The organism is methane-oxidizing endosymbiont of Gigantopelta aegis, assembly GCF_016097405.1.
In the GTDB taxonomy this organism is placed as follows: Bacteria; Pseudomonadota; Gammaproteobacteria; order Methylococcales; family Methylomonadaceae; genus Methylomarinum.
In genome coordinates, this window is sequence record NZ_JAEHGD010000001.1 from 1,496,696 (window position 1) to 1,521,569 (window position 24,874).

Annotated in this window: 23 protein-coding genes; 21 read left to right on the forward strand and 2 right to left on the reverse strand. The window is 44.9% G+C overall.

Annotation, left to right across the window (positions count from 1 at the left end):
• Position 1 precedes the first annotated feature (1 nt).
• From JEU20_RS07480 to JEU20_RS07555, 16 genes are all read left to right on the forward strand, one after another.
• The gene (locus JEU20_RS07480; RefSeq protein ID WP_198244639.1) at positions 2-1,468 is read left to right on the forward strand and encodes an NAD(P)H-hydrate dehydratase; all 1,467 of its coding nucleotides are present in this window, start codon (positions 2-4) and stop codon (positions 1,466-1,468) included.
• A complete protein-coding gene (gene tsaE, locus JEU20_RS07485) occupies positions 1,465-1,938 on the forward strand; it encodes a tRNA (adenosine(37)-N6)-threonylcarbamoyltransferase complex ATPase subunit type 1 TsaE (protein ID WP_198244641.1) in 474 nt (157 codons plus the stop codon). Before JEU20_RS07480 ends, tsaE begins: the two co-directional genes overlap by 4 nt.
• Before the next feature lie 55 nt (positions 1,939-1,993).
• Positions 1,994-3,322 (forward strand): N-acetylmuramoyl-L-alanine amidase, encoded by a 1,329-nt coding sequence (locus tag JEU20_RS07490; RefSeq protein ID WP_198244643.1) that lies wholly within the window; start codon positions 1,994-1,996, stop codon positions 3,320-3,322.
• A gap of 145 nt (positions 3,323-3,467) precedes the next feature.
• Positions 3,468-4,218, forward strand: a protein-coding gene (locus tag JEU20_RS07495; RefSeq protein WP_245395146.1) for an IS5 family transposase whose coding sequence is annotated in 2 segments (ribosomal slippage) — positions 3,468-3,668 and positions 3,670-4,218 — 750 coding nt in all. Because the reading frame shifts where the segments join, the coding sequence is not laid out codon by codon here.
• A 191-nt stretch (positions 4,219-4,409) separates the two neighbouring features.
• On the forward strand, positions 4,410-6,227 hold the full coding sequence (mutL, locus tag JEU20_RS07500; protein WP_198244648.1) for a DNA mismatch repair endonuclease MutL: 1,818 nt from the start codon (positions 4,410-4,412) through the stop codon (positions 6,225-6,227).
• Positions 6,227-7,159: a tRNA (adenosine(37)-N6)-dimethylallyltransferase MiaA gene (gene miaA, locus JEU20_RS07505; protein WP_198244649.1), complete on the forward strand. Its 933-nt coding sequence runs from the start codon at positions 6,227-6,229 to the stop codon at positions 7,157-7,159. The genes mutL and miaA overlap by 1 nt, the downstream gene beginning before the upstream one ends.
• 257 nt (positions 7,160-7,416) lie before the next feature.
• Positions 7,417-7,656, forward strand: coding sequence for an RNA chaperone Hfq (gene hfq, locus JEU20_RS07510; RefSeq protein ID WP_198244651.1), 240 nt, complete (start codon positions 7,417-7,419; stop codon positions 7,654-7,656).
• A 21-nt stretch (positions 7,657-7,677) separates the two neighbouring features.
• Positions 7,678-8,943 (forward strand): ribosome rescue GTPase HflX, encoded by a 1,266-nt coding sequence (gene hflX / locus JEU20_RS07515; protein ID WP_198244653.1) that lies wholly within the window; start codon positions 7,678-7,680, stop codon positions 8,941-8,943.
• Between the two features lie 169 nt (positions 8,944-9,112).
• Positions 9,113-10,300, forward strand: a complete 1,188-nt coding sequence (gene hflK / locus JEU20_RS07520) for an FtsH protease activity modulator HflK (protein ID WP_198244655.1) — start codon at positions 9,113-9,115, stop codon at positions 10,298-10,300.
• Positions 10,297-11,148: a protease modulator HflC gene (hflC, locus tag JEU20_RS07525; protein WP_198244657.1), complete on the forward strand. Its 852-nt coding sequence runs from the start codon at positions 10,297-10,299 to the stop codon at positions 11,146-11,148. Before hflK ends, hflC begins: the two co-directional genes overlap by 4 nt.
• Before the next feature lie 86 nt (positions 11,149-11,234).
• Positions 11,235-12,422 carry an ATP phosphoribosyltransferase regulatory subunit gene (locus tag JEU20_RS07530; protein ID WP_198244659.1) on the forward strand — a complete coding sequence of 396 codons (1,188 nt, stop codon included), beginning with the start codon at positions 11,235-11,237 and terminating at the stop codon, positions 12,420-12,422.
• A gap of 8 nt (positions 12,423-12,430) precedes the next feature.
• Positions 12,431-13,723: an adenylosuccinate synthase gene (locus JEU20_RS07535; protein WP_198244661.1), complete on the forward strand. Its 1,293-nt coding sequence runs from the start codon at positions 12,431-12,433 to the stop codon at positions 13,721-13,723.
• A gap of 153 nt (positions 13,724-13,876) precedes the next feature.
• Positions 13,877-15,232, forward strand: a complete 1,356-nt coding sequence (gene miaB, locus JEU20_RS07540; protein WP_198244663.1) for a tRNA (N6-isopentenyl adenosine(37)-C2)-methylthiotransferase MiaB — start codon at positions 13,877-13,879, stop codon at positions 15,230-15,232.
• Positions 15,232-16,212 carry a PhoH family protein gene (locus tag JEU20_RS07545; protein ID WP_198244664.1) on the forward strand — a complete coding sequence of 327 codons (981 nt, stop codon included), beginning with the start codon at positions 15,232-15,234 and terminating at the stop codon, positions 16,210-16,212. Before miaB ends, JEU20_RS07545 begins: the two co-directional genes overlap by 1 nt.
• Positions 16,190-16,663, forward strand: a complete 474-nt coding sequence (gene ybeY, locus JEU20_RS07550; protein ID WP_245395147.1) for an rRNA maturation RNase YbeY — start codon at positions 16,190-16,192, stop codon at positions 16,661-16,663. The genes JEU20_RS07545 and ybeY overlap by 23 nt, the downstream gene beginning before the upstream one ends.
• Complete coding sequence (locus JEU20_RS07555) at positions 16,656-17,519, forward strand: CorC family transporter (protein WP_198244668.1); 864 nt, start codon at positions 16,656-16,658, stop codon at positions 17,517-17,519. Before ybeY ends, JEU20_RS07555 begins: the two co-directional genes overlap by 8 nt.
• 20 nt (positions 17,520-17,539) lie before the next feature.
• Here JEU20_RS07555 and JEU20_RS07560 read toward each other — a convergent pair whose 3' ends face one another.
• Positions 17,540-17,947, reverse strand: coding sequence for a PilZ domain-containing protein (locus JEU20_RS07560; protein ID WP_198244670.1), 408 nt, complete (start codon positions 17,945-17,947; stop codon positions 17,540-17,542).
• 157 nt (positions 17,948-18,104) lie between these two features.
• Here JEU20_RS07560 and JEU20_RS07565 point away from each other — a divergent pair, with 157 nt between their 5' ends.
• From JEU20_RS07565 to JEU20_RS07580, 4 genes are read left to right on the forward strand one after another with little or no spacing between them, the layout of a single operon-like run.
• The gene (locus tag JEU20_RS07565) at positions 18,105-19,286 is read left to right on the forward strand and encodes an ABC transporter substrate-binding protein (RefSeq protein WP_198244672.1); all 1,182 of its coding nucleotides are present in this window, start codon (positions 18,105-18,107) and stop codon (positions 19,284-19,286) included.
• A gap of 1 nt (position 19,287) precedes the next feature.
• Positions 19,288-20,247, forward strand: coding sequence for a PQQ-dependent catabolism-associated beta-propeller protein (locus tag JEU20_RS07570; RefSeq protein WP_198244673.1), 960 nt, complete (start codon positions 19,288-19,290; stop codon positions 20,245-20,247).
• Positions 20,244-20,981: an ABC transporter ATP-binding protein gene (locus JEU20_RS07575; protein WP_198245946.1), complete on the forward strand. Its 738-nt coding sequence runs from the start codon at positions 20,244-20,246 to the stop codon at positions 20,979-20,981. Before JEU20_RS07570 ends, JEU20_RS07575 begins: the two co-directional genes overlap by 4 nt.
• Positions 20,978-21,781 (forward strand): ABC transporter permease, encoded by an 804-nt coding sequence (locus tag JEU20_RS07580; protein ID WP_198244675.1) that lies wholly within the window; start codon positions 20,978-20,980, stop codon positions 21,779-21,781. Before JEU20_RS07575 ends, JEU20_RS07580 begins: the two co-directional genes overlap by 4 nt.
• Positions 21,782-21,792: 11 nt before the next feature.
• Here JEU20_RS07580 and dtd read toward each other — a convergent pair whose 3' ends face one another.
• Entirely contained in the window at positions 21,793-22,236 is a 444-nt protein-coding gene (gene dtd / locus JEU20_RS07585) for a D-aminoacyl-tRNA deacylase (protein WP_198244677.1), read from the reverse strand.
• Positions 22,237-22,854: 618 nt separating this feature from the next.
• On the opposite strand from dtd, the gene metG reads away from it, so the two are divergent.
• The gene (gene metG, locus JEU20_RS07590) at positions 22,855-24,873 is read left to right on the forward strand and encodes a methionine--tRNA ligase (RefSeq protein ID WP_198244679.1); all 2,019 of its coding nucleotides are present in this window, start codon (positions 22,855-22,857) and stop codon (positions 24,871-24,873) included.
• Position 24,874: the final 1 nt, after the last annotated feature.

Here is a 24,874-nt window from a genome sequence, read left to right on the forward strand (position 1 = left end):
TATGGATAATACGAAACCACAGAATTTGTATTCTGTAGAACAAACCCGTCAACTCGACCGGTTGGCCATTCATCAATTTGGCATTGCCGGTATTGAATTGATGCGGCGCGCAGGTTCTGCGTGTTTTGAAATTTTGCAGCGACAGTGGTCATCTCCTCGTCATATGACGGTGTTTTGTGGGGCTGGAAATAATGCCGGTGATGGTTATGTGATTGCCCGCCTGGCTTTGGCAAAAGCCTGGACGGTTACGGTCTACAGCCTGATTGATCCAAGTTCGCTTAAGCAGGATGCAAAAACGGCATTTGAAGACTATGTTGCCGCAGGGGGGGCTGTGCTTCAATTTCACCCGGATATTGAATTGACAGATACACTTGTCGTCGATGCTTTGTTGGGTACAGGGCTAGCCAGAACAGTGACGGGAGATTTTAAAACAGCTATCGACATGATCAATGCGGCGCAATGTCCGGTGGTGGCGGTGGATATTCCTTCAGGCGTGCAGGGTGATACCGGCTGCGTCATGGGCTGTGCCGTTAAAGCCGATGTGACCGTGACTTTTATTGCATTGAAGGTTGGCTTGTTTACGGCGGATGCAGCCGATTATTGTGGGCGCATACACTATGCCTCGCTCAATATCCCACAAGCGGTGTTTGACGATATGGAGCCATTCGCTCGCTTGATTGCGCCTCCCGCCTTGGCTTCAAGGTCGCGAGCTAGTCATAAAGGCCAGCATGGCCATGTGTTGCTCATCGGGGGCGATTGTGGCTATATGGGGGCGATTCGATTGGCGGCGGAAGCGGCGTTACGCGCTGGCGCTGGGCTGGTTTCGGTTGCAACCCGCGCCGATCACAGCCATTTGATCAATTCCGGGCGTTTCGAAATCATGAGTCATGCCGTTGAGCAGGCGGAAGATTTAACGCCCTTATTGGAAAAGGCGACTGTCATTGTTATCGGGCCGGGGCTGGGTTTGAGTGATTGGGCAAAAAGCCTATGGCAAAAGGCGTTGTTATCAGGGCGGCCAATGGTTGTTGATGCCGATGCATTGAACCTCTTAAGCCAAAATCCACATAAGAATAGCAATTGGGTACTGACGCCGCATCCTGGAGAAGCGGCACGATTATTGGCAACGGATACGAATACGATTCAACAAAACCGGTTCGAGGCTGTATCAAGGCTGTTTCAGCGTTATGCGGGTGTTTGCGTGTTAAAAGGCGCAGGGAGTTTGATTGCCAGCGAACACGGGTTAGCGGTTAATTCTACCGGTAATCCGGGGATGGCCAGTGGCGGCATGGGCGATGTTTTGGCCGGAATAATCGGTGCGTTGTTAGGGCAAGGGTTGAGCTTGGTCGAGGCCACCGAAACCGCCGTTTACACGCATGGTTTAGCGGCCGACCGGGCGGTGCAGGCGGGCGGCGAACGGGGGTTGTTGGCAGGTGATTTATTACCGTATATCAGGATGTTACTGAATTGACGCAAATTTCATTAGCAAACGCGAAAGCAACGGAGCGGCTGGGCGCAATTTTATGGCAAGTGCTACCCCCTTCATGTCTGGTGTTTTTGTACGGCGATCTGGGCGCAGGCAAAACGACGCTGGTTCGTGGGCTGTTACGGGCGGCAGGCTATCATGGGACAGTCAAGAGTCCGACCTATACTCTGGTCGAAGAATACCGGTTGGCACAACGAACGGTGTATCATTTTGATTTGTATCGTTTGACCGATCCGGAAGAGCTGGAATGGATTGGCATGGATGATTATTTACGCGATAACAGCTTGTGTCTGATTGAATGGCCACAAATGGGGCAAGGTTTTTTGCCGGCTGCCGATGTGATTATTCGGCTTGAGATTGACAAGCAGCAGCGCCAGGCTGTGCTGGAATCGGGGTCGGAGGATTTTGAAAATAGATTTTTATTGAACTGGAAAAACAAAGACATACTGCTATAATCTAATCAAGAGTATAAGATAAAGGTTTGGCATGATTGGTTTTCAAGGGGGGCGTATGTCTAAAATATGGAAAGTCGTGGCATTTTCTGTGTTGTTAGGGCTGGCGCAAACGGCGAGCGCAGCCCCGGTCACCGTTGATGCGCTACGGCTATGGAGCGCGCCGGATCATTCGCGCATGGTATTTGATGTTTCAGCAACGCCATCTCATCAGGTTTTTTTGCTGGATAATCCACCGCGACTGGTGATCGATATTCATAATGCGAAATTGCGGAAGAAGCTTAAGCAACCGTCTGCCAAAAATCCGTTTTTTTCACGTGTTCGCAGTGCCCAACGCCATAAAAAAGATTTACGCATCGTCGTCGATCTGAAACAGCCTGTTAATCCCAAAAGTTTTGTTCTGAAGCCCCGTAAACATTATGGTCACCGACTGGTTGTTGATCTTTATCAGAAGTCACTAAAAGGATCTGGGCAGGTCAAACAGGCTAAAAAGACAGTCACCAAAACGGTTAAAAACAAAGCACGCGATATTATTGTCGCCATTGATGCCGGTCACGGTGGCGAAGACCCAGGCGCACATGGTCCACATGGCACCCAGGAAAAAAAGGTGGTGCTGGCGATTGCTAAAAAGTTAGCCAAGATGATCGATCGGCAGCCGGGTATGAAAGCCGTTTTGGTGCGTAAAGGGGATTACTTTATCAATTTAAGAAAACGGATGGCGATTGCGCGTAAAGAAAAGGCTGATTTATTTGTTTCCATTCATGCCGATGCCTTTAAAAACCGTAACGTAAAAGGTGCATCGGTGTTTACATTATCTCGTCGGGGTGCATCGAGCGAGGCGGCACGCTGGTTAGCTAAACATGAAAATGATTCCGACCTGGTTGGTGGTGTCAGTTTGGATGAAATGGATTCAACGCTGGCCTCGGTGTTGCTGGATTTATCACAAACGGCGACCAAAGATGCCAGTCGGAAAGTGGCCGCGAATGTGCTGAAACAACTTCGCCCTATTGGGCATTTACATAAAAATTCAGTTCAGAAGGCGGGTTTTGTGGTGTTGAAGTCACCCGATATTCCATCTATTTTGGTTGAAACAGCGTTTATTTCCAATCCAACTGAAGAGCAGAAACTTAAAAACCATCGCCATCAACAAAAAATTGCTCGGGCTATTTTCAAAGGTATCCATGCGTATTTTAAACAATATGCACCGGCAGATACCTTGATGGCCGCTTTGTATAGCGAGCATCCAAAACATGTGATTTCACGCGGCGAAACCTTATCCGGTATTGCCCAGCAATATGGCGTCAGCATGAGCGCCATTAAATCCGCAAATTCTCTGAATAACGATGTCATTCGGGTGGGACAAGTTTTAAAAATCCCAACATCTTGATTATCACGCATGTTAGTCGGGAAATTTTCTGAGTATTTCAGTAGAATAATCGTAACTAGGGGCTGTTGCCGTTTTGAAAATCCCCCTTGAAATTCAATAACTCCGCCACATAGATTGTTTATTTTGACTCAAAAACAAGCAAACTATGCCGCGACAACTGCTTACGGATGAACTTTGGGAGAAACTGAAGATAATTATGTTGAAAATGGGAATTTATGACAAACCTTGTCTTCGAAAAACAGTCGAAGGTATTTTTTATCGCTTGCGAGTAGGTTGTCCCTGGAGAGATTTACCCACGGCTTTTGGTAATTGGAATGCGGTATATAAACGATTCAATGACTGGTCTCGTAAAGAAAAAACTGATGGGTATTTTTAACGCCTTGGTTGTTGATCCAGACCTGGAATGGGAATTTATTGATGGGAGTATTGTGAAAGCACATCAGCATAGTAGTGGTGCGGCCTGTGAACAAGAAACAGCGATAGGGAAATCTGTCGCCGGGAACACCAGTAAAATTCATATGGCCGTTGATGCCTGTGGTCTTCCTATTCATTTCTCAGTGACAGGCGGCGAAGTTCATGACTGTAAAGAAGCACCGAAATTAGTTGCAGAGCTCCCAAAAGGTGACTATATAGTTGCTGACAGAGGCTATGACAGTGAAGCATTACGTCTTCAAATTAAAGACAAAGGGGCTGTTCCTGTTATCCCAAGAAAAAAGAATTCAACTCGGGGAAATGATGAAATGGATTGGTGTCTCTACAAATATCGCCATCTCGTTGAAAATGTGTTTGCAAGACTTAAGCATTTCAGAGCGATCGCCACGCGATATGACAAACTCAAACGAAATTTTGAAGGCTCTATCGCTCTGGCTTGCGCCTTTTTATGGTTACCTATGTGAAATGGCAACAGCCCCTACTCGCACGATAATCATTTAGTGGGCGTAGGGTATTGATTTTTCAGGACGCGTAGATACATCCATGTAGCTCTGTGCAACATCCATGTTGCACAAGCCTGAAAAACTCAATACCCTACGCCCAGTGTTTCTAAAAGCGTGAGTAGTTACAAATAATCAATTTTCTGGAACTTTGCATGCGTATTCATCGGTTACCGACTCAACTTGTTAATCAGATTGCGGCAGGTGAGGTCGTTGAGCGGCCGGCTTCGGTGGTCAAAGAGTTAGTGGAAAACTGCTTTGATGCCGGCGCGACACAAATAGATATTGAGATTGAACAAGGTGGTGTCAGATTGATGCGCATTCGCGATAATGGCTGCGGCATCGACAAGGACGATTTGCCATTAGCTTTATCCCGTCATGCAACCAGCAAAATTTCTTCACTGCAGGATTTAGAAAAAATCAATAGCATGGGCTTTCGGGGCGAAGCATTGCCTAGCATTAGTTCTGTTTCTCGTCTGGTTTTGATTTCTCGAACGGCTAATGCTGAATGTGCCTGGAAAGTCAGCGCTGATGGCACAGAAACCGATTTTGACCCACAGCCTGACCCACATCCGCTCGGAACGACGGTTGAAGTCAGGGATTTGTTTTATAACACACCGGCTAGACGAAAATTTCTGAAAACCGAAAAGACTGAATTTTCGCATATCGAAAATTTGATCAAAAAAATGGCCTTGAGCCATTTCGATGTTGGCTTCAGACTGTTGCACAATCAGCGAGAAGTCTTGAACTTTAAACCCGCTAAGTCAGAAGCTATGCAGGCGCAACGAATTGCGGCCGTGTATGGATCAGCCTTTATTGAAAATGCCGTATCAATCGATGTTTCAGCCTCCGGCTTGCTGTTACAGGGCTGGGTTGGGAGGCCAACATTTTCGCGTAGTCAAGCGGATATGCAGTATTTTTATGTCAATGGACGTTTAGTTCGAGATAAGCTGATCAGCCATGCCGTTCGACAAGCTTATCAAGACGTTTTATATCATGGTCGGCATCCGGTTTTTGTATTGTATTTGACTTTGGATCCTCAGCTGGTCGATGTGAACGCGCATCCGGCTAAGTTGGAAGTTCGTTTCAGAGAGGGGCGATTGGTGCATGATTTTTTGTTCAGCGCATTGCATAGGTCACTGGCTGAACAACGCCCCGGGCAGGTGGCAGATAGCCCCATAATACATGAAACGACGGTTGAGTCGGCATCACTCAAGCGCGATGATGGGGGGGTGAAATCATCAAAGGCATATCAGTCATTTTCCGAGGTCCCTCAGCAATCGGCTTTGCCTTTGACCGTCGCCGAGGAAATTCAGGCTTATGCCAAATTGTACCCGCAAGAAACCAATACGGTGGCTCTGCCAAGGGGGGGCGCGGATAATAAAACGATACCTCCCTTGGGATTTGCACTGGCGCATATTCATCAAATCTATATTTTGTCCGAAACCGAAAATGGCATTATTCTGGTTGATGCGCATGCCGCACATGAACGTATTTTGTATGAGAAGCTAAAACGACAGTATCACCAAGGCTCGGTGCCTATGCAGCCTTTGTTGTTGCCCTTAAAGATTCAGGTTAGCCAGAGCGAGGCAGATTGGGTCGAACAGCAGCAGGATTTTTTTGCCAGTTTGGGTTTTAGTTTGACGCGTTCCGGGCCGGAAGCGGTCGTGCTGCGTTCGGTACCGGCTTTGTTGGGAAAGGCGGATGTAGAATTATTGATTAAGGATTTATTGGCCGATTTAGCGGAGTTTGGCTTGAGTGAAAGGGTGTTGGAAAAAAGCAACGAAATTCTGGCGACGATGGCTTGTCATGGCGCCGTTCGTGCCCGTCGTAAATTAACCCTTGAGGAGATGAATGCATTGCTCAGAGAGATGGAAAAAACGGAAAGAATCGGGCAATGTAATCATGGTCGGCCGACCTGGGTTGAGTTGTCGCATAGTGATTTGGACAAGTTTTTTATGCGGGGACAATGATGATGGCTGAAAAGCAGCCCCCAGCCGTATTTATCATGGGGCCGACGGCATCGGGAAAAACGGCATTGTCGATTAAATTAGCTCAGCAATGGAATGGCGAAATTATCAGCGTGGATTCTGCTATGGTATATCGCGGCATGGATATTGGGACGGCCAAGCCGACATTAGCAGAGCGCTGCGGTATTCCCCATCATCTGATTGATATTTTGGACCCTGCAGAAACATTTTCTACCGGCCAGTTTAAAGCGCTGGCATTACAGAAAATGGCCGAAATAACGGCACAGGGAAAAATCCCCATTTTGGTCGGTGGAACGATGTTGTATTTCAATGTGTTGTTAAATGGGCTGGCAGAATTACCGGAAGCCGATTCAGTCATTCGACAACGGCTGGATCAATTATTGGCAGAGCAAGGTGTACACGCCTTGCATCAGCGTCTTGCAGAAATCGATCCGGAAGCGGCCGCGCGTATTCATCCGAATGATCCGCAGCGGATTCAGCGAGCATTGGAAGTTTATGAAATCAGTGGGCGTCCAATCAGTGATTTCTTTAAACAGCAAATGAGCGCAATTCCTTATACTATCTGGAATGTAAAATTAGTGCCACCGGATCGAAAAATATTGCATGACAGGATTGCCAGGCGCTTTGACAGTATGTTAAAAGAAGGGCTAGTGGAAGAAGTCAGGCGCTTATTTGTCCGGGGGGATTTGAATGTGTCTTTGCCTGCTATTCGGGCGGTGGGGTATCGTCAGGTTTGGTCTTATCTGCAAGGCGATATGGATTATGATGTCATGCGTGAAAAAGGCATTATTGCCACCCGTCAACTGGCTAAGCGGCAGTTCACCTGGCTTAGAAAACTGGATGTTGGGAAAAGTTTTGATAGCGACGATGATTTTTTAGTACAGAAAGTCGGTCATTACATAGATTTATCATGAAAAACATGAGGTTATAAATTGCAGATGAACTTCATAAATAACAACATGTCATAGTTCAGCACAAAGTATTATGATGCGGCATTTTAATCTGAAAAATGCAAAGCAGGATGGTCTACTTTGTGCGTATTTTTAATATGCTGACACGATATTGTTGTTTATATTTTCATGATTTTTGGGCGGCCTGGGCAATATTCGGTTTTATGGGTTGATGATGCCGCGAAATGGGTTTTAAATTTATAATAATAAGGAGAAAGTGGATGTCAAAAGGTCACAATTTACAGGATATTTTTTTAAATACGCTCAGAAAAGAGCATGTGCCAGTTTCTATTTTTCTGGTGAATGGTATTAAATTACAGGGCAAAATTGATTCTTTTGATCAATATGTCATCATGCTGAAGAATACGATCAACCAAATGGTGTATAAACACGCTATTTCAACCATTGTTCCTGGAAAGCCGGTCAAGTTGCCGCGCGAATCTGAACAATCTGATGAATAATTTTTAACGAGAGGTATATTTTTGTTTGAAAGACCTGATGCCGGTGAACGGGCAATATTGGTTCATTTAACCTTACAAGCCGGGCAGGAAGACCTGGAAGAACTAAAAGAATTAACACGTTCGGCAGGTGCTGAGCCTGTCCATGTGATTACGGGTAGCCGTTATCGACCTGATCCAAAAAATTTTATCGGCTCTGGAAAGCTCGATGAAATCAAGCAGGCTTTGGAATTTTATCAGGCTGATATTGTTCTGTTCAATCATCCCTTAAGCCCTAGTCAGGAGCGTAATCTCGAAACGGCGCTGGATGTTCGGGTCGTTGACAGGAATGGCTTGATTTTGGATATTTTTGCCCAGCGCGCTCAGACCTTTGAAGGGAAATTACAGGTGGAGCTGGCTCAGTTAAGGCACTTGTCTACTCGCTTGGTGCGGGGTTGGACGCATCTGGAAAGGCAAAAAGGTGGGATTGGTTTGAGAGGGCCAGGTGAAACCCAGCTGGAAACAGACCGTCGATTACTCGGTATGCGTATCAAACAAATTCAACGGCGATTGGTAAAAGTGGACAAGCAGCGTGGGCAAGGACGGCGCAAGCGAAAAAAAGCCGAAATTCCTTCCGTTTCTCTGGTTGGTTATACCAATGCTGGGAAGTCAACATTGTTTAACACTCTGACGCAATCGGATATTTATGCGGCAAATCAATTGTTTGCAACATTAGATCCTACTTTGCGGCAATACCGGATTCAAAATGGTACTGAGCTGGTGATGGCCGATACTGTTGGTTTTATTCGACATTTGCCTCATGAATTAGTCGCAGCTTTCAAATCGACGTTGCAAGAAGCAAGTGAAGCAGATTTATTGCTCCATGTGGTTGATGCAAATGCAGCCGATCGAGATGAGACTATTTTTCAGGTGAATCAAGTATTGGAAGATATCAAGGCAAGTACGGTTCCACAATTGCTCGTTTACAACAAAATTGACCTGTTAGATGGTGTTGCTCCCCATATTGATTATGATGATGAAGGCAAACCGGTTCGGGTTTGGCTGTCTGCCAAAACTGGTGATGGTTGTGAATTACTAGACCAAGCTTTGTCGGAAATTTTTGCCAGCCAAAAGGTTATCAGAAAGTGTGTGTTGTCTGCGAAACAGGCCGGTATTCGGGCCAGATTATTCGATTATGCGCGTATTTTGCATGAGCAGACAGATGATTTTGGTGGCTGGAAGTTGAAGATTGAGATCGATAAAAAGCATTTAGGACTATTGAAAGAAGTTGAGTTGGAAGAGGTGGGCTAACGGCTAAGCTTCTCGGCATTTTTTGTAATCATAGTGGATATAAACTTTAATGTTATTTATCCTGTTAAATTAGGTACAATAGAAACAATGTACGAAGATCATGATGGTCATGATTGAGTACAATGTTTGCTGGAAAAAATACAAACACAAGTAAATTGGAGCACTGAATATGGCCTGGAATGAACCCGGTGGCGATAACAAAGATCCCTGGAGTGGGCGAAATGATCAGGGGCCGCCTGATCTAGATGAAGCAATACGTAACTTGCAAGATAAAATAGGCGGTTTGTTTGGCGGCGGTGGAGGCTCAGGTGATGATTCCTCTAAGAAAGGTCTTTTATTTTTATTGATTGCAGCCGTTGTTTTATGGTTGCTGAGTGGTTTTTATATTGTTGATGAAGGAACCCGGGGCGTGGTGACGCGATTTGGGCGTTATGTTGAAACCACACAGTCAGGTTTGAATTGGCATTTGCCTGCACCTATTGAGCAGGTACAAATTATTGATGTTAAACAACAGCGTTTCATTGAAGTCGGTTATCGTTCTGGTGGTCGCCAAGGTATGGGGTCTGTGCCCCGTGAAGCCTTAATGCTGACTAAAGACGAAAACATTATTGATGTTCGGCTAGCCGTGCAGTATCAGGTTAAAGATGCGAAAGATTTTGCGTTCAATGTTTATAATCCGGCGGCAACCTTGAAACAGGTGACAGAAAGTGTTGAGCGTGGCGTGATCGGCCAGAACACGATGGATTTCGTATTGACTGAAGGGCGTAGTGAGATTGTGTCCGAAATCAAACATGAAATTCAGACGATTATGGATTCTTACCAGGCTGGTATTCTGGTTACCAGTGTGAACTTACAGGATGCACAACCGCCTGAACAGGTTCAGGGTGCCTTTGAAGATGCCATTAAGGCGCGAGAAGACAAGCAGCGGCTGATTAACGAAGCTGAAGCCTATGCCAATGATGTCGTGCCAAAGGCACGCGGTGCAGCTTCGCGTCTGGTTCAGGAAGCAGAAGGTTATCAGGCGAAAGTCGTTGCTAAAGCGACAGGTGAAGTCAGTCGCTTTGATCAAATGCTGAAAGAGTATAAAAAAGCACCTGTGGTGACGCGGCAGCGAATTTATATTGAGACGATGGAGAGCATGTTGGGTAATACACCTACTGTGATGATTGATGTAAAAGGCGGTAATAACTTGATTTATTTACCCCTGGATAAATTAGCACCGCAGACAGGCAAGAAGGTTTCGCAAGAGCCTAAAACGAGTTTGCCAAAATATGTTCAACAACCAAAGACAAGAACCGATACAAGAGTACGAAGCTCTTTTCGCGGCCGTGAAACAAGAGGGAGGGTGGCACGATGAATAAAATAATTGTTTCGATTGTACTGGTTGTCGTCGTGGTTTCGATGTCGGTATTTACAGTTTCAGAAACTGAGCGTGCCATTAAGTTTCGCTTTGGTGAGATTGTTGAAATGGATTTTGAACCCGGTATTCATTTCAAAATTCCGTTTATCAATAACGTGAAAAAATTTGATAAACGTATTTTGACGCTGGATTCTAAGCCTGAGCGGTTTTTAACGGCTGAAAAGAAAAATGTGATCGTCGACTCTTTCGTTAAATGGCGTATCGGTGATTTAAAAACGTTTTATACCACGGTAGCAGGGGATATCACGCAGGCTAATGTGCGTTTGGATCAGATTATCAAAGATGCATTTCGTAGCGAGTTCAGTAAGCGGCAAATCAATCAGCTGGTCTCCACAGACCGGAAAATTGTTCGGGAAGCTTTGATTGCTAAAACGACAAGCTTGGCGGACAAGCTGGGTATTGATATTGTCGATGTACAGGTCAAGCGTATTGATTTACCACAAGACGTCAGTGCATCGGTTTATCGTCGGATGGAAGCTGAGCGGGAAAGAGTAGCCCGAGAGTTTCGTTCGCAGGGCGCTGAAGCGGCTGAAAGGATTCGGGCAGATGCCGATAAGCAACGCGAAATTATTTTGGCCAATGCGTTTCGTGACGCTGAAATACTTCGTGGTGAAGGCGAAGCGAAGGCAGCCGATATTTATGCCAAAACCTATGGAAAAGATGTCGAATTCTTTAATTTTTATCGAACTATGGTGGCCTATAAGAAAACCTTTGATAAAGAAGGCGATATGCTGGTATTGGAACCGAATTCCGATTTTTTCAAATATTTCAAAACACAGAAATAATTTTAAGTTGATAGTTTGAGAAGGCTTTTTGCCTGAATAAGACGCTCCACATTGTGGGGCGTTTTGTGCGATTAGGATATTAAAAAATGCAAACACAAGATTCCTGGTTATTACCCGAAGGAATAGAAGAAGTATTGCCGGGCGACGCTGCTCAGCTCGAGCAACTAAGACGAAATTTACTCGATGTTTTTTCGGCTTGGGGATATCAACTGGTTTTTCCACCACTGATGGATTTTCTTGATTCATTGTTAATTGGAACAGGACATGATCTGGATTTGAATACCTTCAAATTGACCGATCAAGTCAGTGGCAGAACCTTAGGCATTCGCGCCGATATGACACCGCAAGTGGCAAGAATTGCTGGTCACCATATGAGCCATAGCGTTCCGACACGGCTTTGCTATGTTGGGACGGTATTGCATACACTAGGCGATGAATTGGACAAAGACCGCAGTCCGGTACAGATCGGTGCTGAACTGTATGGTTATGATGGATTGGAAGGCGATTTTGAAATTATTCAGTTGATGCTGGAAATGTTAGCGATGTCAGGTATCGAACAGATTCATCTGGATCTAGGGCATGTCGGCATTTATCGGGCATTGGCTCGGCAAGCTGGCGTGACTGAGCGACAAGAAGCTGAATTATTCGATGTCTTACAGCGTAAAGCGATACCAGAAATGGATGATTTATTAAATGCCTTTTCTTTACATGAAAAAGACAAACAAACCTTTAAAGCATTAGCTACTTTGCATGGTGGGTTGGAGGTTTTTGAACGCGCCGAAACTGTTTTGAAAGGTTATGATGATTCTGTGCAGCAGGCGTTGGCAGACTTAAAAGCAATCGCCGAAAAGTTGAGTAAAATTTATCCTGCATTGCCGATTAACTTTGACTTGGCTGAATTGCGGGGATATTACTATCACACCGGAATTGTTTTTGCGGCATTAGTGCCGGGGTTGGGTAAAGAAATTGCCCGAGGTGGTCGCTACGATAATATCGGCGAAGCTTTTGCGACAGCTCGCAGTGCAACGGGCTTCAGTGCTGATTTGAAACGATTGGCAAGGCAGTCGGTAAATAGCAGAGATATGTCTGATACGATTGTTTTTGCGCCGTATTGTGATGATGAGGCATTACGAATTAAAATTCGGGGTTTGCGTGCTGAAGGTGTTACTGTTATTCAGCAATTACCCGGTCAAAAAGGGGATGCAAAAAGTATGGGCTGTACCGCATTATTGGCGCAGGAAAATCAAAACTGGATTGTTAAAGCATTGGACTGAAAGTAAAAATGGGAAAAAATGTTGTAGTCATCGGCACACAATGGGGTGACGAAGGAAAAGGTAAGTTGGTCGACTGGTTGACTGATCATGCGGCGGCAGTAGTCAGGTTTCAGGGCGGACATAACGCAGGCCATACATTAGTCATCGATGGTAAAACGACCGTACTGCATCTCATTCCATCAGGTGTATTGCGTGAAGATGTCGAATGTATGATCGGCAACGGTGTTGTTTTGTCTTTAGAAGCTTTACTAGAAGAGGTCGAGTTGTTGGAAAAATCGGGCATTCCTGTTCGGCATCGGTTAAAAATCAGTGAAGCGTGTGCCTTGATTTTGCCTGTGCATATTGCCTTGGATCAGGCGCGAGAAAAAGCGCGGGGTGGTAAAGCGATAGGTACTACCGGCCGAGGTATAGGCCCTGCTTATGAAGATAAAGTCGCGCGGCGTGGATTAAGGGCAGGCGATTTACGTAATACCGAGGAGTTCAGTCGCCGACTGAAAGAATTGGTGGATTACCATAATTTTATGTTGACCCAGTATTTTCAGGTCGAAGCGGTTGATTTTGAAAAGACTCTGGAGTCTGCATTACGTCTGGGTGAACAAATTCTGCCAATGTTGACGGACGTGGCTGAAGAGATTAAGCAATTACAACAACAGGATAAAAATGTTTTGTTTGAAGGCGCACAAGGGGCGCTGTTGGATATTGATCACGGCACTTATCCCTATGTGACCTCATCGAATACAACAGCGGGTGGTGCGGCGACTGGCACAGGTATTGGCCCACTTAATCTGGATTATGTTTTGGGAATTACCAAGGCTTATTCTACACGTGTCGGCAATGGTCCGTTTCCAACTGAATTAAATGATGGTTATGGAGAGCATTTAGGCATAAAAGGGCATGAATTTGGTGCAACGACAGGTCGTAAACGGCGTACAGGCTGGTTTGATGCGGTGTCTATGCGTAAATCAGCTTTAATGAACAGCTTGAGTGGAATTTGTCTGACAAAGCTGGATGTGCTGGATGGTCTGGATAAAATTGGTATTTGTACTGGTTATAAAATCGATGGGAAAATAATTGATACAGCACCGCTCGGCGCTGACCAGTATGAGGTATGTGAACCGATTATTGAAGAAATGCCCGGCTGGGAAACGACAACACGTGGTATTACTCGTTTCGATGACTTGCCGGAAAATGCAATAAATTATATTCGGAGGCTGGAACAATTGGTTGGAGTCAATGTCACAATCCTTTCTACTGGGCCTGATCGCGAAGAAACAATTGTATTGGAAAACCCATTTAAATGAAGCGGGATTTAAATTTTGTTTGAATACAGGTATAATTATCTGTTAAAGCCCTGGAATCAGGGCTTTTTTCTTGGTTTGAAGTGCGTTTGTGGGGCATAAGCATACGGATAGAGGCATATTTAAACAAATAAACGGTTGGAGTTTTAACAATAAATGACACAAAAACTTTATATACAAACAAACGGTTGTCAGATGAATGAATATGATTCTGACAAAATGCGTGATGTGTTGAAAGCGTCGCATGGTTTAGAAATTACCCAAAACCCTGAAGATGCCGATGTCTTATTGTTAAATACCTGTTCAATTCGTGAAAAAGCTCAGGAAAAGGTTTTTTCAGCCGTTGGGCGCTGGAAAAAGATTAAGGACAAGCGTCCTGACATTATTATTGGCGTAGGTGGCTGTGTTGCAAGCCAGGAAGGCGAAGCTATCCAAAAGCGTGCCCCTTATGTTGACATTGTATTTGGTCCACAGACTCTACATCGGTTGCCCGAGCTTTTAAATCAAGCGCGCCGCGGAAAACAAAAGGTCGTTGATATTTCATTTCCCGAAATCGAAAAGTTTGATTCCTTACCGGAGCCTCGCGCAGAAGGCCCTAAAGCATTTGTTTCTGTCATGGAAGGCTGTAGCAAATATTGCACCTATTGTGTTGTTCCCTATACACGAGGTGAGGAAATCAGTCGGCCATTAAATGATGTGATTGCAGAAATTGAGTCGCTCGCTCAACAAGGTGTACGTGAAATCAATTTGCTAGGACAAAATGTTAATGCCTACCGCGGTGAAATGGATGACGGTGATATTGCTAGCTTCAGTTTGCTGCTACATTATGTTGCCGCCGTTGATGGCATCGATCGGATTCGTTTTACCACGTCGCATCCTTTGGAATTTACCGATGATATCATTGAAGCCTACACAGAAATTCCACAGCTAGTCAGCCATCTTCACTTGCCTGTCCAAAGTGGCAGTAATCGTATTTTATCGGCGATGAAGCGGGGGCATACTCGGGAAGATTATTTGCAAATCATGGAAAAGATAAAACAGGCACGGCCTGGTATCAGTCTGTCATCAGACTTCATTATCGGTTTTCCGGGTGAAACCGATGAAGAGTTTGAAGACACGATGCGTTTGATTGAAGAAGTGGGTTTTGATTTCTCCTATAGCTTTATCTTTAGTCCGCGACCGGGTACGCCTGCTGCAGAGTTTGAAGATGCTATTCCGATGGACGTAAAAAAACAGCGGCTGGAGCGATTGCAGACGCGCTTGACAGAAATGACGCAAGCTATTTCCAAGTCTATGATTGGGACTGTACAGACCGTATTGGTGGAAGGTGTTTCACGTAAAAACCCACTGCATATGACGGGGCGAACAGAAAATAATAGAGCCGTTAACTTTGCTGCCCACCCACGGCTGGCGGGGCAGTTTGTCGATGTATTGATTACGGAAGCGTTGCCGAATTCATTGCGTGGTCGTCTAGTTGAGTCTTCCGTCGAAAAAATTGTTCAAACGGCTTGATGAGCGAATCGTGTTTTTCTCAGGAACTTACTTTATTACCGGCTGACAACCAGCGTTTGTCTGATTTTTGTGGGCAATTTGATAATCATCTCAGGCAAATCGAGCAGCGTCTGCATGTCGAAATCTTGAATCGTGGCAATTCTTTTAAAGTAACGGGTGTAAAGCAGGCCGTTATTGCCGCGTGTACAGTCATGAAAAAGATTTATGAAATGAGTGCAGATGAAGAGATTACGCCGGAGCAGGTTCACTTAAGTATGCAAGATGCCAATATCGAACAATTGATTGCCGAGCCTAAGCAGGAATCATTTAAATTGCTGCATATTAAAACGCGGCGTGGTGTTATCAAGGGTCGGGGTGAAAATCAACAAAAATATCTGCATAAAATCCTGACCCATGATATCAATTTTGGTGTGGGTCCTGCGGGTACCGGTAAAACCTATCTAGCTGTCGCCTGTGCGGTGGAAGCCTTACAATCAGAACAAGTCAGGCGTATTGTTCTGGTCAGGCCAGCCGTTGAGGCTGGTGAGAAGTTGGGCTTTTTACCTGGCGATATGGCGCAAAAAGTTGATCCGTATTTACGACCACTTTATGATGCGCTGTATGAAATGCTGGGTTTTGAAAAAGTTGAAAAACTGATCGAGCGGAATATTATAGAAGTTGCGCCGCTGGCTTTTATGCGTGGCCGTACATTGAATGATTCCTTTATCATTCTAGATGAAGCGCAAAATACAACCACCGAACAAATTAAAATGTTTTTAACCCGTATCGGTTTTGGCTCTACTGCTGTTGTGACAGGCGATATCACCCAAATTGACTTACCGAATGAGCGTTCATCAGGCTTGATTCATGTCTTAAAAGTCTTAAAAGACGTTGAGGGTATCAGTTTTACCTTTTTCGATACTAAAGATGTGGTCAGACACCCTTTAGTTCAACGCATTGTCAGTGCCTATGAGCGCTATGAACAAGAACAATCTTCTTGATCTTCAGTTGGTAACTGATTGTTCTGATTTACCTGACAGGGATCAGTTTAAGCTGTGGGTTGAGTTGGTTCTGTCAGATCAACAGCGCTCAGGTGAGATCGTTGTGCGGCTGGTTGATGAGGACGAAAGCAGTGGCTTAAATCAGACTTATCGGCATAAACCGGGGCCAACCAATGTATTGAGTTTTCCATTTGAAGCACCAGCGGAAATACAGACGACCTTGCTGGGTGATTTGGTTATCTGTGCGCCTGTTGTCCGTCACGAGGCCAAAGAACAAGGTAAATTACTAGAACATCATTGGGCGCATATAGTTATTCACGGTGTTTTACATCTACTTGGTTATGATCATATTGATGATAATGATGCTGCTGTGATGGAAGCCTTAGAAATTAAATTGTTAAATAAACTTAAAATTCCAAATCCCTATCACGAGGATTTAATAGATGACTGACGAAAACCCTCCGAGTAGCTCCTCACCATCGAAAAGTTTTATTGATCGAATTGGTCAAATGTTAACCGGTGATCCGCAAGACCGGGAAGATTTACTCGAGTTTCTGCATGCCGCACATAAAAAACATCTACTTGATGCCGATGCTCTGTCCATGATTGAAGGCGTATTGCAAATCAGTGAAATGCGTGCCAGGGACATTATGGTGCCTAGAATACAGATGGTGGTTGTGCCGCATGATGCCGAACTCGATACTATCTTGCCGTTAGTGCTCGAGTCCGGACATTCCCGCTATCCTGTCATCGAAGGCGATCGCAGTAAAGTGGTCGGTATTTTAATGGTCAAGGATTTGCTGGCTAATGTGTTGAAACAGAAAAGCCTGAAAGTTGAAGAAATTATGCGGCCAGTCAGTATCGTGCCCGAGAGTAAGCGTTTGAATGTATTGTTGAAAGAATTTAGAACGCAACGGCATCACATGGCGATTGTGATTGATGAGTATGGTATGGCAGCAGGGCTAGTGACGATTGAAGATATTTTAGAGCAAATCGTTGGCGAAATTGAAGATGAGCATGATGCCGAAGAAGAGACATATGTTCAGCAAAAAAATAAGTTCGAATTTTTAATCAAAGCCTTGATGCCGCTTGATGAATTCAATGCCTATTTTGACGCAGATCTGGATGATGAGGAATGTGATACTCTAGGCGGATTCATTGTCCATCAATTGGAGCACCTACCTAAAAAAGGTGAAAAACTTAAATATGGTGACTTTAGATTTGAAGTGGTCAGGGCTGACAATCGACGGATTTATCTAGTGAAACTCAAGCTGAAAAAGAAACCAGAAAAAGAGGCAGTGGATTGATCGGTGTATTCAACAGATTGTCACTGTTTGAATAGAAAATCTGTCTGGGTATTGAGCAAATGTTCGCCGAGCTTGTCGTTAGCATGGTTGAATTTCAGGCCATAAAAATAACAACCTTTTGAATTTCGATGATGGCGGATGGTTGCATCAATTCGGAACACTTTTCCATCTTTGAAAATCAATTGTAAAGATACATTTTTATTTCGAGGAAACTTTTTACTGCATGCAATCAAAGCGCCCTTACTGCTGATGTCCACTAGATTGACCATAAGCTTTGATGCGCTGAATAGGCTCCGAATCAATACAACAGTTGTGATATCTTTACGAATATAACGTACTGCGGTACGTTTGTTGATGAAGCCGGTATCCTCGTCGAGATCGCGAAAAATATCATCGTCTTGTTTTTGGTCTTCAGATGTTGGTGTCATTAGCCGAAGGTGATAAACAATAATGCTTTTAAGTATTGACCTAAATGAGTGAAATTGCAATTTTTAAGCTGCATAAATTTGCTGAGTTGTTCAACTATTAAGGTATTATCGGCAAGGCGAGGGTTAGCGTGTATTTTTCAAATTATTATTGGCCAGCATGAATCAGTTGTTTAAATATTTTTTTATTGTCGGTTTGCTTTTGCTAGAGATTCAGCATTCTGTTTTTGCCGATGAAAAACAAAAAATAAGCATTGTTTTTTTAAGCCAAGAAAAACAAGTGCCTGCTGCCTTATCCAATCTTGATGCGTTTGTTCAGCACAAGGGTCTTAAAGGTGCTGAAATGGCGGTTGCGGATAATAATACGACAGGCCAGTTTACCGGGCAGAATTTTGAGTTGAAGCATGTCATTATTCCGCTTGGTGAAAGTGTATTGGCGGCTTTTAAGCGGCATGCGAGCGATTCTGATTTGTTTGTCGTCAATGTGTCCGATAATCAACTATTGAAATTGGCCGACCTGGATGAGGCTAAAACCAAGCTGATTTTTGATGGGGTCAGTCGAGCCGATGAGTTACGAAATGAATTTTGCAGGCATAATGTGTTGCATATGTTGCCCAGTCGTGCCATGCGTGCCGATGCTTTGGCGCAATATATGTTAAAGAAACGCTGGCAGAAATGGTTTTTAGTGGTTGGTCCGACAAAAGATGATAAACGTTTTGCCCAAGCGTTACATCGCGCGGCAGAGCGTTTTGGCATGGATATTGTTGCTGAAAAACAATGGTTACATACCTATGACGCCAGACGCACGGCGCAATCAGATGTGCCGGTTTTTACCCAAGATGTCTCGGAGTATGATGTTCTGGTTGTGGCCGATGAACAAGGGCTGTTTGGCGAATACTTCAGTTATCGAACCTGGTTGCCAAGGCTGGTTATCGGTACTCAGGGGCTGGTTGCCACGGCCTGGCACAGAACCCATGAACAATGGGGGGCTGTGCAAATGCAGAACCGTTTTAAAGATTATGCCGGGCGATGGATGGAGGAAGAGGACTACGGTGCCTATTTAGCCGTAAGAGCCATTGGTGAGGCGGCGACGCGCACCCAATCGAATAAGATCAGTGATTTAAAAGCTTATTTGCTCAGTGATCAATTAGCTCTGCAAGGCTATAAAGGTCGACCTTTGTCATTCAGGCGCTGGAACGGGCAGTTGCGGCAACCGGTGTTATTGGCGGCGGCTCGCTCTTTAGTTGCCGTAGCGCCTTTAGACGGCTTTTTACACCCTAAAACAGAGCTGGATAGCTTAGGCTATGATCAGCCCGAAACACGTTGTCATCTCGGAGAGTAGCATGTTGAAACAGGTTGCAGGTATTTTAGGTTTGTTGTTGGCAGTCAATGCTGGGGCCGATACCGTTTATGTCACGCTGGAAAAAGATAATGCCTTAGCGGTTGTGGATGCCGAGGCGGGAGCATTGATAAAAACGGTTACGGTAGGTCAGCGTCCGCGCGGAATTTTGCTCAGCAAAGACGGCACACAGCTTTATGTGGCAACCAGTGATGACGATACTATTAAGATAATTGATGCTGAAACCTTGGCCGAAATTGGCCAGTTGCCTTCGGGAGAAGATCCTGAAACCTTTGCACAAAGTCCGGATGGCGCTTTTCTGTATGTTTCCAACGAAGATGATAACCAGGTCACGGTTATTGATATTAAACAGCGTAAGGTCGTGGCGAGGATTCCTGTCGGTGTCGAGCCTGAAGCAGTCGCGGTAAGTCCTAATAACAAATGGGTGGTCAGTGCCTCAGAAACCACCAATATGGTGCATTGGATCGACCCTGTAAGCCATCAAGTTGTCGCCAATACCCTGGTCGACCCGCGTCCGCGCGGCGCCAGCTTCAGTGCCGATGGCAAGCAGCTTTGGGTAACATCGGAGATGGCAGGGAGTTTGATGATTATTGATGTCGCCAGCAAGAAAATCATCAAAAAATTGGCCCTCAGTATTCCAACGGTCACAGATGATAAAATACAGCCGGTCGGGGTGGTGATTGATGCCGCTCAGCGGTGGGCTTATGTCGCCATGGGGCCGGCTAATCGTGTCGCTGTGATCAATGCTCAAACGCTGGAAGTGGAAAAATTTCTGCTGGTTGGTCAGCGTGTCTGGAATTTGGCCTTTTCGCCCGATCAAAAACGTCTCTACACAACGAATGGTGTCAGCAACGATATTTCGATCATTGATTTGGACACACATAAAGTCATTAAATCCGTTGCGGTAGGACGTTATCCATGGGGCATCGTGTCAAGACCATGAAAAAGCCGGCGCTGGAGATTGAACAATTAAGTTTTGCCTACGGTAAAAAAAAGGCCTTGGATCATGTCAATTTGACGATTCAGCCAGCCGAATGCTGTGTTTTGTTAGGACCGAACGGCGCTGGAAAAAGCACTTTATTTGCACTGATTACGCGACTTTATGATTGTCGTGAAGGGCGTATTGCCTTGTGCGGCTTTGATATTAAGCAGGAAAGCCTCAAGGCATTGGCAAAATTAGGCGTCGTGTTTCAACAGACGACATTGGATCCGGATTTAACCGTTCTGCAGAACCTGCATTATCATGCCGCCTTGCATGGCATGAGTCGAAAGCAAGCAGACCAGCGCATTCAGCAGGAGCTGGAGCGGTTCGAAATGTATCATCGTCGCAAAGAAAAAGTCCGGCAGCTTAATGGCGGGCATAAACGTCGCGTGGAGATTGCCCGGGCTTTATTGCACAAACCGCAATTATTATTGCTGGATGAACCGACTGTGGGCCTGGATATGCCTAGCCGACAAGGTATTGTCGAGCATGTCCATGCATTGGTGAAGGATGAAAAAATAGCCGTTTTATGGGCCACGCACTTGGTTGATGAAATTTATCCGGATGATAAGCTAGTGATTTTGCATCAAGGCAAGATTAAAGCCGATGGTGTGGTAAGTGAGGTGCTGCAAAAAACGGGCACCGAGACCATTCGAGAGGCCTTCAGTCGGTTGACGGAGGGTATGGCGACATGAGGATTTTACATTATTGGCGGGCATTGTCCGGCATTGTCAGTCGAGAAGTTTGGCGCTTTCTGTATCAACGGGAACGCTTTATTGCTGCGCTGGTCAGGCCATTGGTCTGGCTGTTTGTATTTGCCGCAGGATTTCGCGCCGCATTGGGTATCGCTATCACACCACCCTATGAAACCTATATTCTGTATGAGGTTTATATAACCCCGGGACTGCTTGGCATGATCCAGCTTTTTAATGGTATGCAAAGCTCCTTGTCAATGGTATATGACCGCGAAATGGGTAGTATGCGGATACTGATGGTAGCACCGTTGCCACGTGGATTTCTGTTAATGGCAAAGCTTGTAGCAGGCACGTTTGTGTCTATCTTACAAGCCTATGTGTTTTTAGGGATTGCCTGGCTGTATGGTATTCAACCACCCCTGGCAGGCTTGCTCTGGGTTTTTCCAGCTTTGGTTTTGTCTGGCATGATGTTGGGTGCGTTGGGTTTGTTGTTATCGTCTTTTATTAAACAACTGGAAAACTTTGCCGGAGTAATGAATTTCGTGATTTTCCCAATGTTTTTTATGTCAACAGCCTTGTATCCTCTGTGGAAAATCAAAGAATCCAGCGAATGGCTGTATTGGATTGCTCAATACAACCCATTTTCCCAGGCAGTTGAACTCATCCGCTTTGCTTTATATGGTCAATTAAATCAATATGCGTTGATTTATACCGGTGCGGCCTTTGTTATTTTTATGCTGTTGGCCATTTTAGGCTATAACCCGTCTAAAGGCATGATGATGCGAAAAGGACGGGGCTGATGCGTGCAGCGTTAGGCTTTAACCTGTAGCGTAAATGTGACGGGGCCATCATTGATCAAGCTCACCTGCATATCGGCTCCAAATTGACCAAATTCAGTATTGGGGTAAACCTTCTTCGCCCGTTGTTGCAAGTAGTGGAATAATTCACGCCCTTTTTCTGGCGGCGCAGCTGAAGCAAAACTCGGGCGGTTGCCTTTTTGTGTGTCTGCTGCGAGGGTGAATTGCGGAACTAACAATAAGCCACCGTTTATATCACGCAGGCCCAGATTCATTTTACCGACTTCATCCGAAAAAATACGATAATTCAAGATACGTTCCAATAAGCGGTCGGCCTGCTGTTCAGTATCATTTTTTTCAATGGCGACCAGAGCCATGATGCCTTGTTTAATGTTTCCAATACAGTGCGAGTCGACCGAAACCTGGGCCTGAGTCACGCGTTGAATAATTGAAATCATGATGTTGTTTAGAACAAAAATAAAATGTAAAGCTTAAAAAATAACAATAACACAATAACCAGCGCCACTTTGTACATAAAGGGTTGAGCCTGCCAGAAATGAGCTATGGTCTCTGCGGTGTAATGGTATTGATGCTTTACTTTTCCAATGAGAACTGGCATTTTTCGCCACAGCCAATACAAGCCATAAAGTCCCACAACCCAACTTAAATAGAAAAAAACTAAATGACTTTGGAATTTAGTCAGGCCAAAGCCATGTATCAGTAATTCTTCGACTAAAAAATCCAGGCCCTCGTATATATAGTGTAATAAAACAAAGCTGTAATGGGCAATTTCATACGGAAAATAAAAAAGCAACAGGAATATGGCTATTTTTAATAGCAGGCGTGTTAATGCGTTTTCATAAAATGCTTTTAATGCCATATTCTAGTTTTTATGGAGGACTTAAATCTGAATTAAGAGCTGAAAAATAGCAGCGAGTTCAGTTTTAGTTTTAAAAATATTGAGATGTCTTCATGATATAAAGTATAGGTGTAAACGACTTTTTGTTTAATGAAAATTGAACAAAAATATGCCATAATAACCGGTTCATTTTTTGTTGTGTTAATCACTGAGAGCCATGTCCGAAAGAAAAATTCTCGTTACCAGCGCATTGCCTTATGCCAATGGCCCTATCCATCTGGGGCATTTAGTTGAATATATCCAGACCGACATCTGGGTTCGATTTCAGAAACAACGGGGGCATTGTTGTCATTACGTCTGCGCGGATGATACACATGGTACGCCAATCATGTTGCGCGCTGATCGAGAAAACATCACGCCGGAGCAGTTGATTGCCCAGGTGGAAAAGGAACATCGTGCCGATTTTGACGATTTTGGCGTGGCTTTCGATCATTACCACAGCACACATTCTCCTGAAAACAAAGAACTTTCAGCGCTGATCTATACGCGATTACGCGATGCCGGGCATATCAGCAAACGTACGATTGTACAAGCCTATGATCCGGTGAAAAAAATGTTTCTGCCAGACCGGTTCATTAAAGGTGATTGCCCGAAATGCGGCGCTAAAGATCAATATGGCGACAGTTGTGAAGCCTGTGGCGCAACCTATTCACCCACCGATTTGAAAAATGCGGTGTCAGTGGTCTCAGGCGAAAAACCTGTCGAAAAAGAATCAGAACATTTCTTTTTCAATCTGGCAGATTTCAGTGACATGCTGGCAGAGTGGGTTAATCAACCCGGCCATTTACAGCCGGAAGTCCGGAATAAAATGGCTGAATGGCTGGAAAATGGCTTGCAGCAATGGGACATTTCCCGCGATGCGCCTTATTTTGGTTTTGAAATCCCGGATGCGCCAGGTAAATATTTTTACGTCTGGCTGGATGCGCCTATCGGTTATATGGCCAGTTTTAAAAAATTGTGCGAACTGAAAGGTTTAGATTTCGATGATTATTGGGGTAAGGACAGCGCGGCCGAGTTGTATCATTTCATTGGTAAAGATATTATCTATTTTCATGCCTTGTTCTGGCCTGCCATGTTATATGGTGCCGGTTTCAGAACACCTAGCGCGGTCTGGGCGCATGGCTTTCTAACCGTCAATGGCGAGAAGATGTCCAAATCGCGTGGGACCTTCATTAAAGCGCGCACCTATTTAAATCATCTCAATCCTGAATATCTGCGCTATTATTTTGCCGCGAAACTGACTGCTGGCGTCGATGATCTGGATTTGAATTTTGATGATTTCAGTCAGCGGGTCAATTCCGACCTAGTCGGGAAAGTGGTTAATATCGCCAGCCGTTGCTCAGGATTTATCAAAAAACGATTTGATAACACCTTGTCGGCTGAATGTGCTGAGCCGGCATTGTTTCAGCAATTTATTGATGCCAATGAGGTGATTGCCGCGTTGTATGAAAAACGTGAATTCGGCAAGGCCATGCGTGAAATTATGGCGCTGGCCGATAAGGCCAATCAATATATTGACGAGAAAAAACCTTGGATTATCGCCAAGGAAGAAGGTCGAGATGCCGAATTACATGCGATTTGTTCCATGGGTATTAATCTATTCAGAGTGCTGGTTGCTTATCTAAAACCTGTATTGCCGGTGTTAGCGGGCAATGCCGAGCAGTTTTTGAATATCGAATCGCAGTCTTGGCCGGCCACTGCCGAACCGTTACTGAATCATGCTATCAATAAATTCAAACCGTTGATGACGCGTGTTGAACCGGAAAAAATCGCGGCGATTATTGAAGATTCCAAAGAAAACCTGGAGAAAACAGCTGAAGCACCGGTTAAAAAGCACGAGCCAATTGCCGAGACGATCGAGTTTGATGATTTCGCTAAAATTGATTTACGCATCGCTAAAATCATCAAGGCTGAACATGTTGAAGGGGCGGATAAATTATTGCAATTGACCGTAGATATTGGCGATGAAACCCGGACTGTTTTTGCCGGCATCAAATCGGCCTATGCCCCCGAGGATTTAGAAGGCAAAATGACCGTTGTGGTGGCTAACCTCAAACCGCGCAAAATGCGTTTTGGTGTCTCTGAAGGCATGGTGTTGGCGGCAGGCCCTGGCGGTAAAGACCTTTGGGTATTGCATCCTGATCAAGGCGCTAAGCCTGGTATGCGCGTTAAATAAT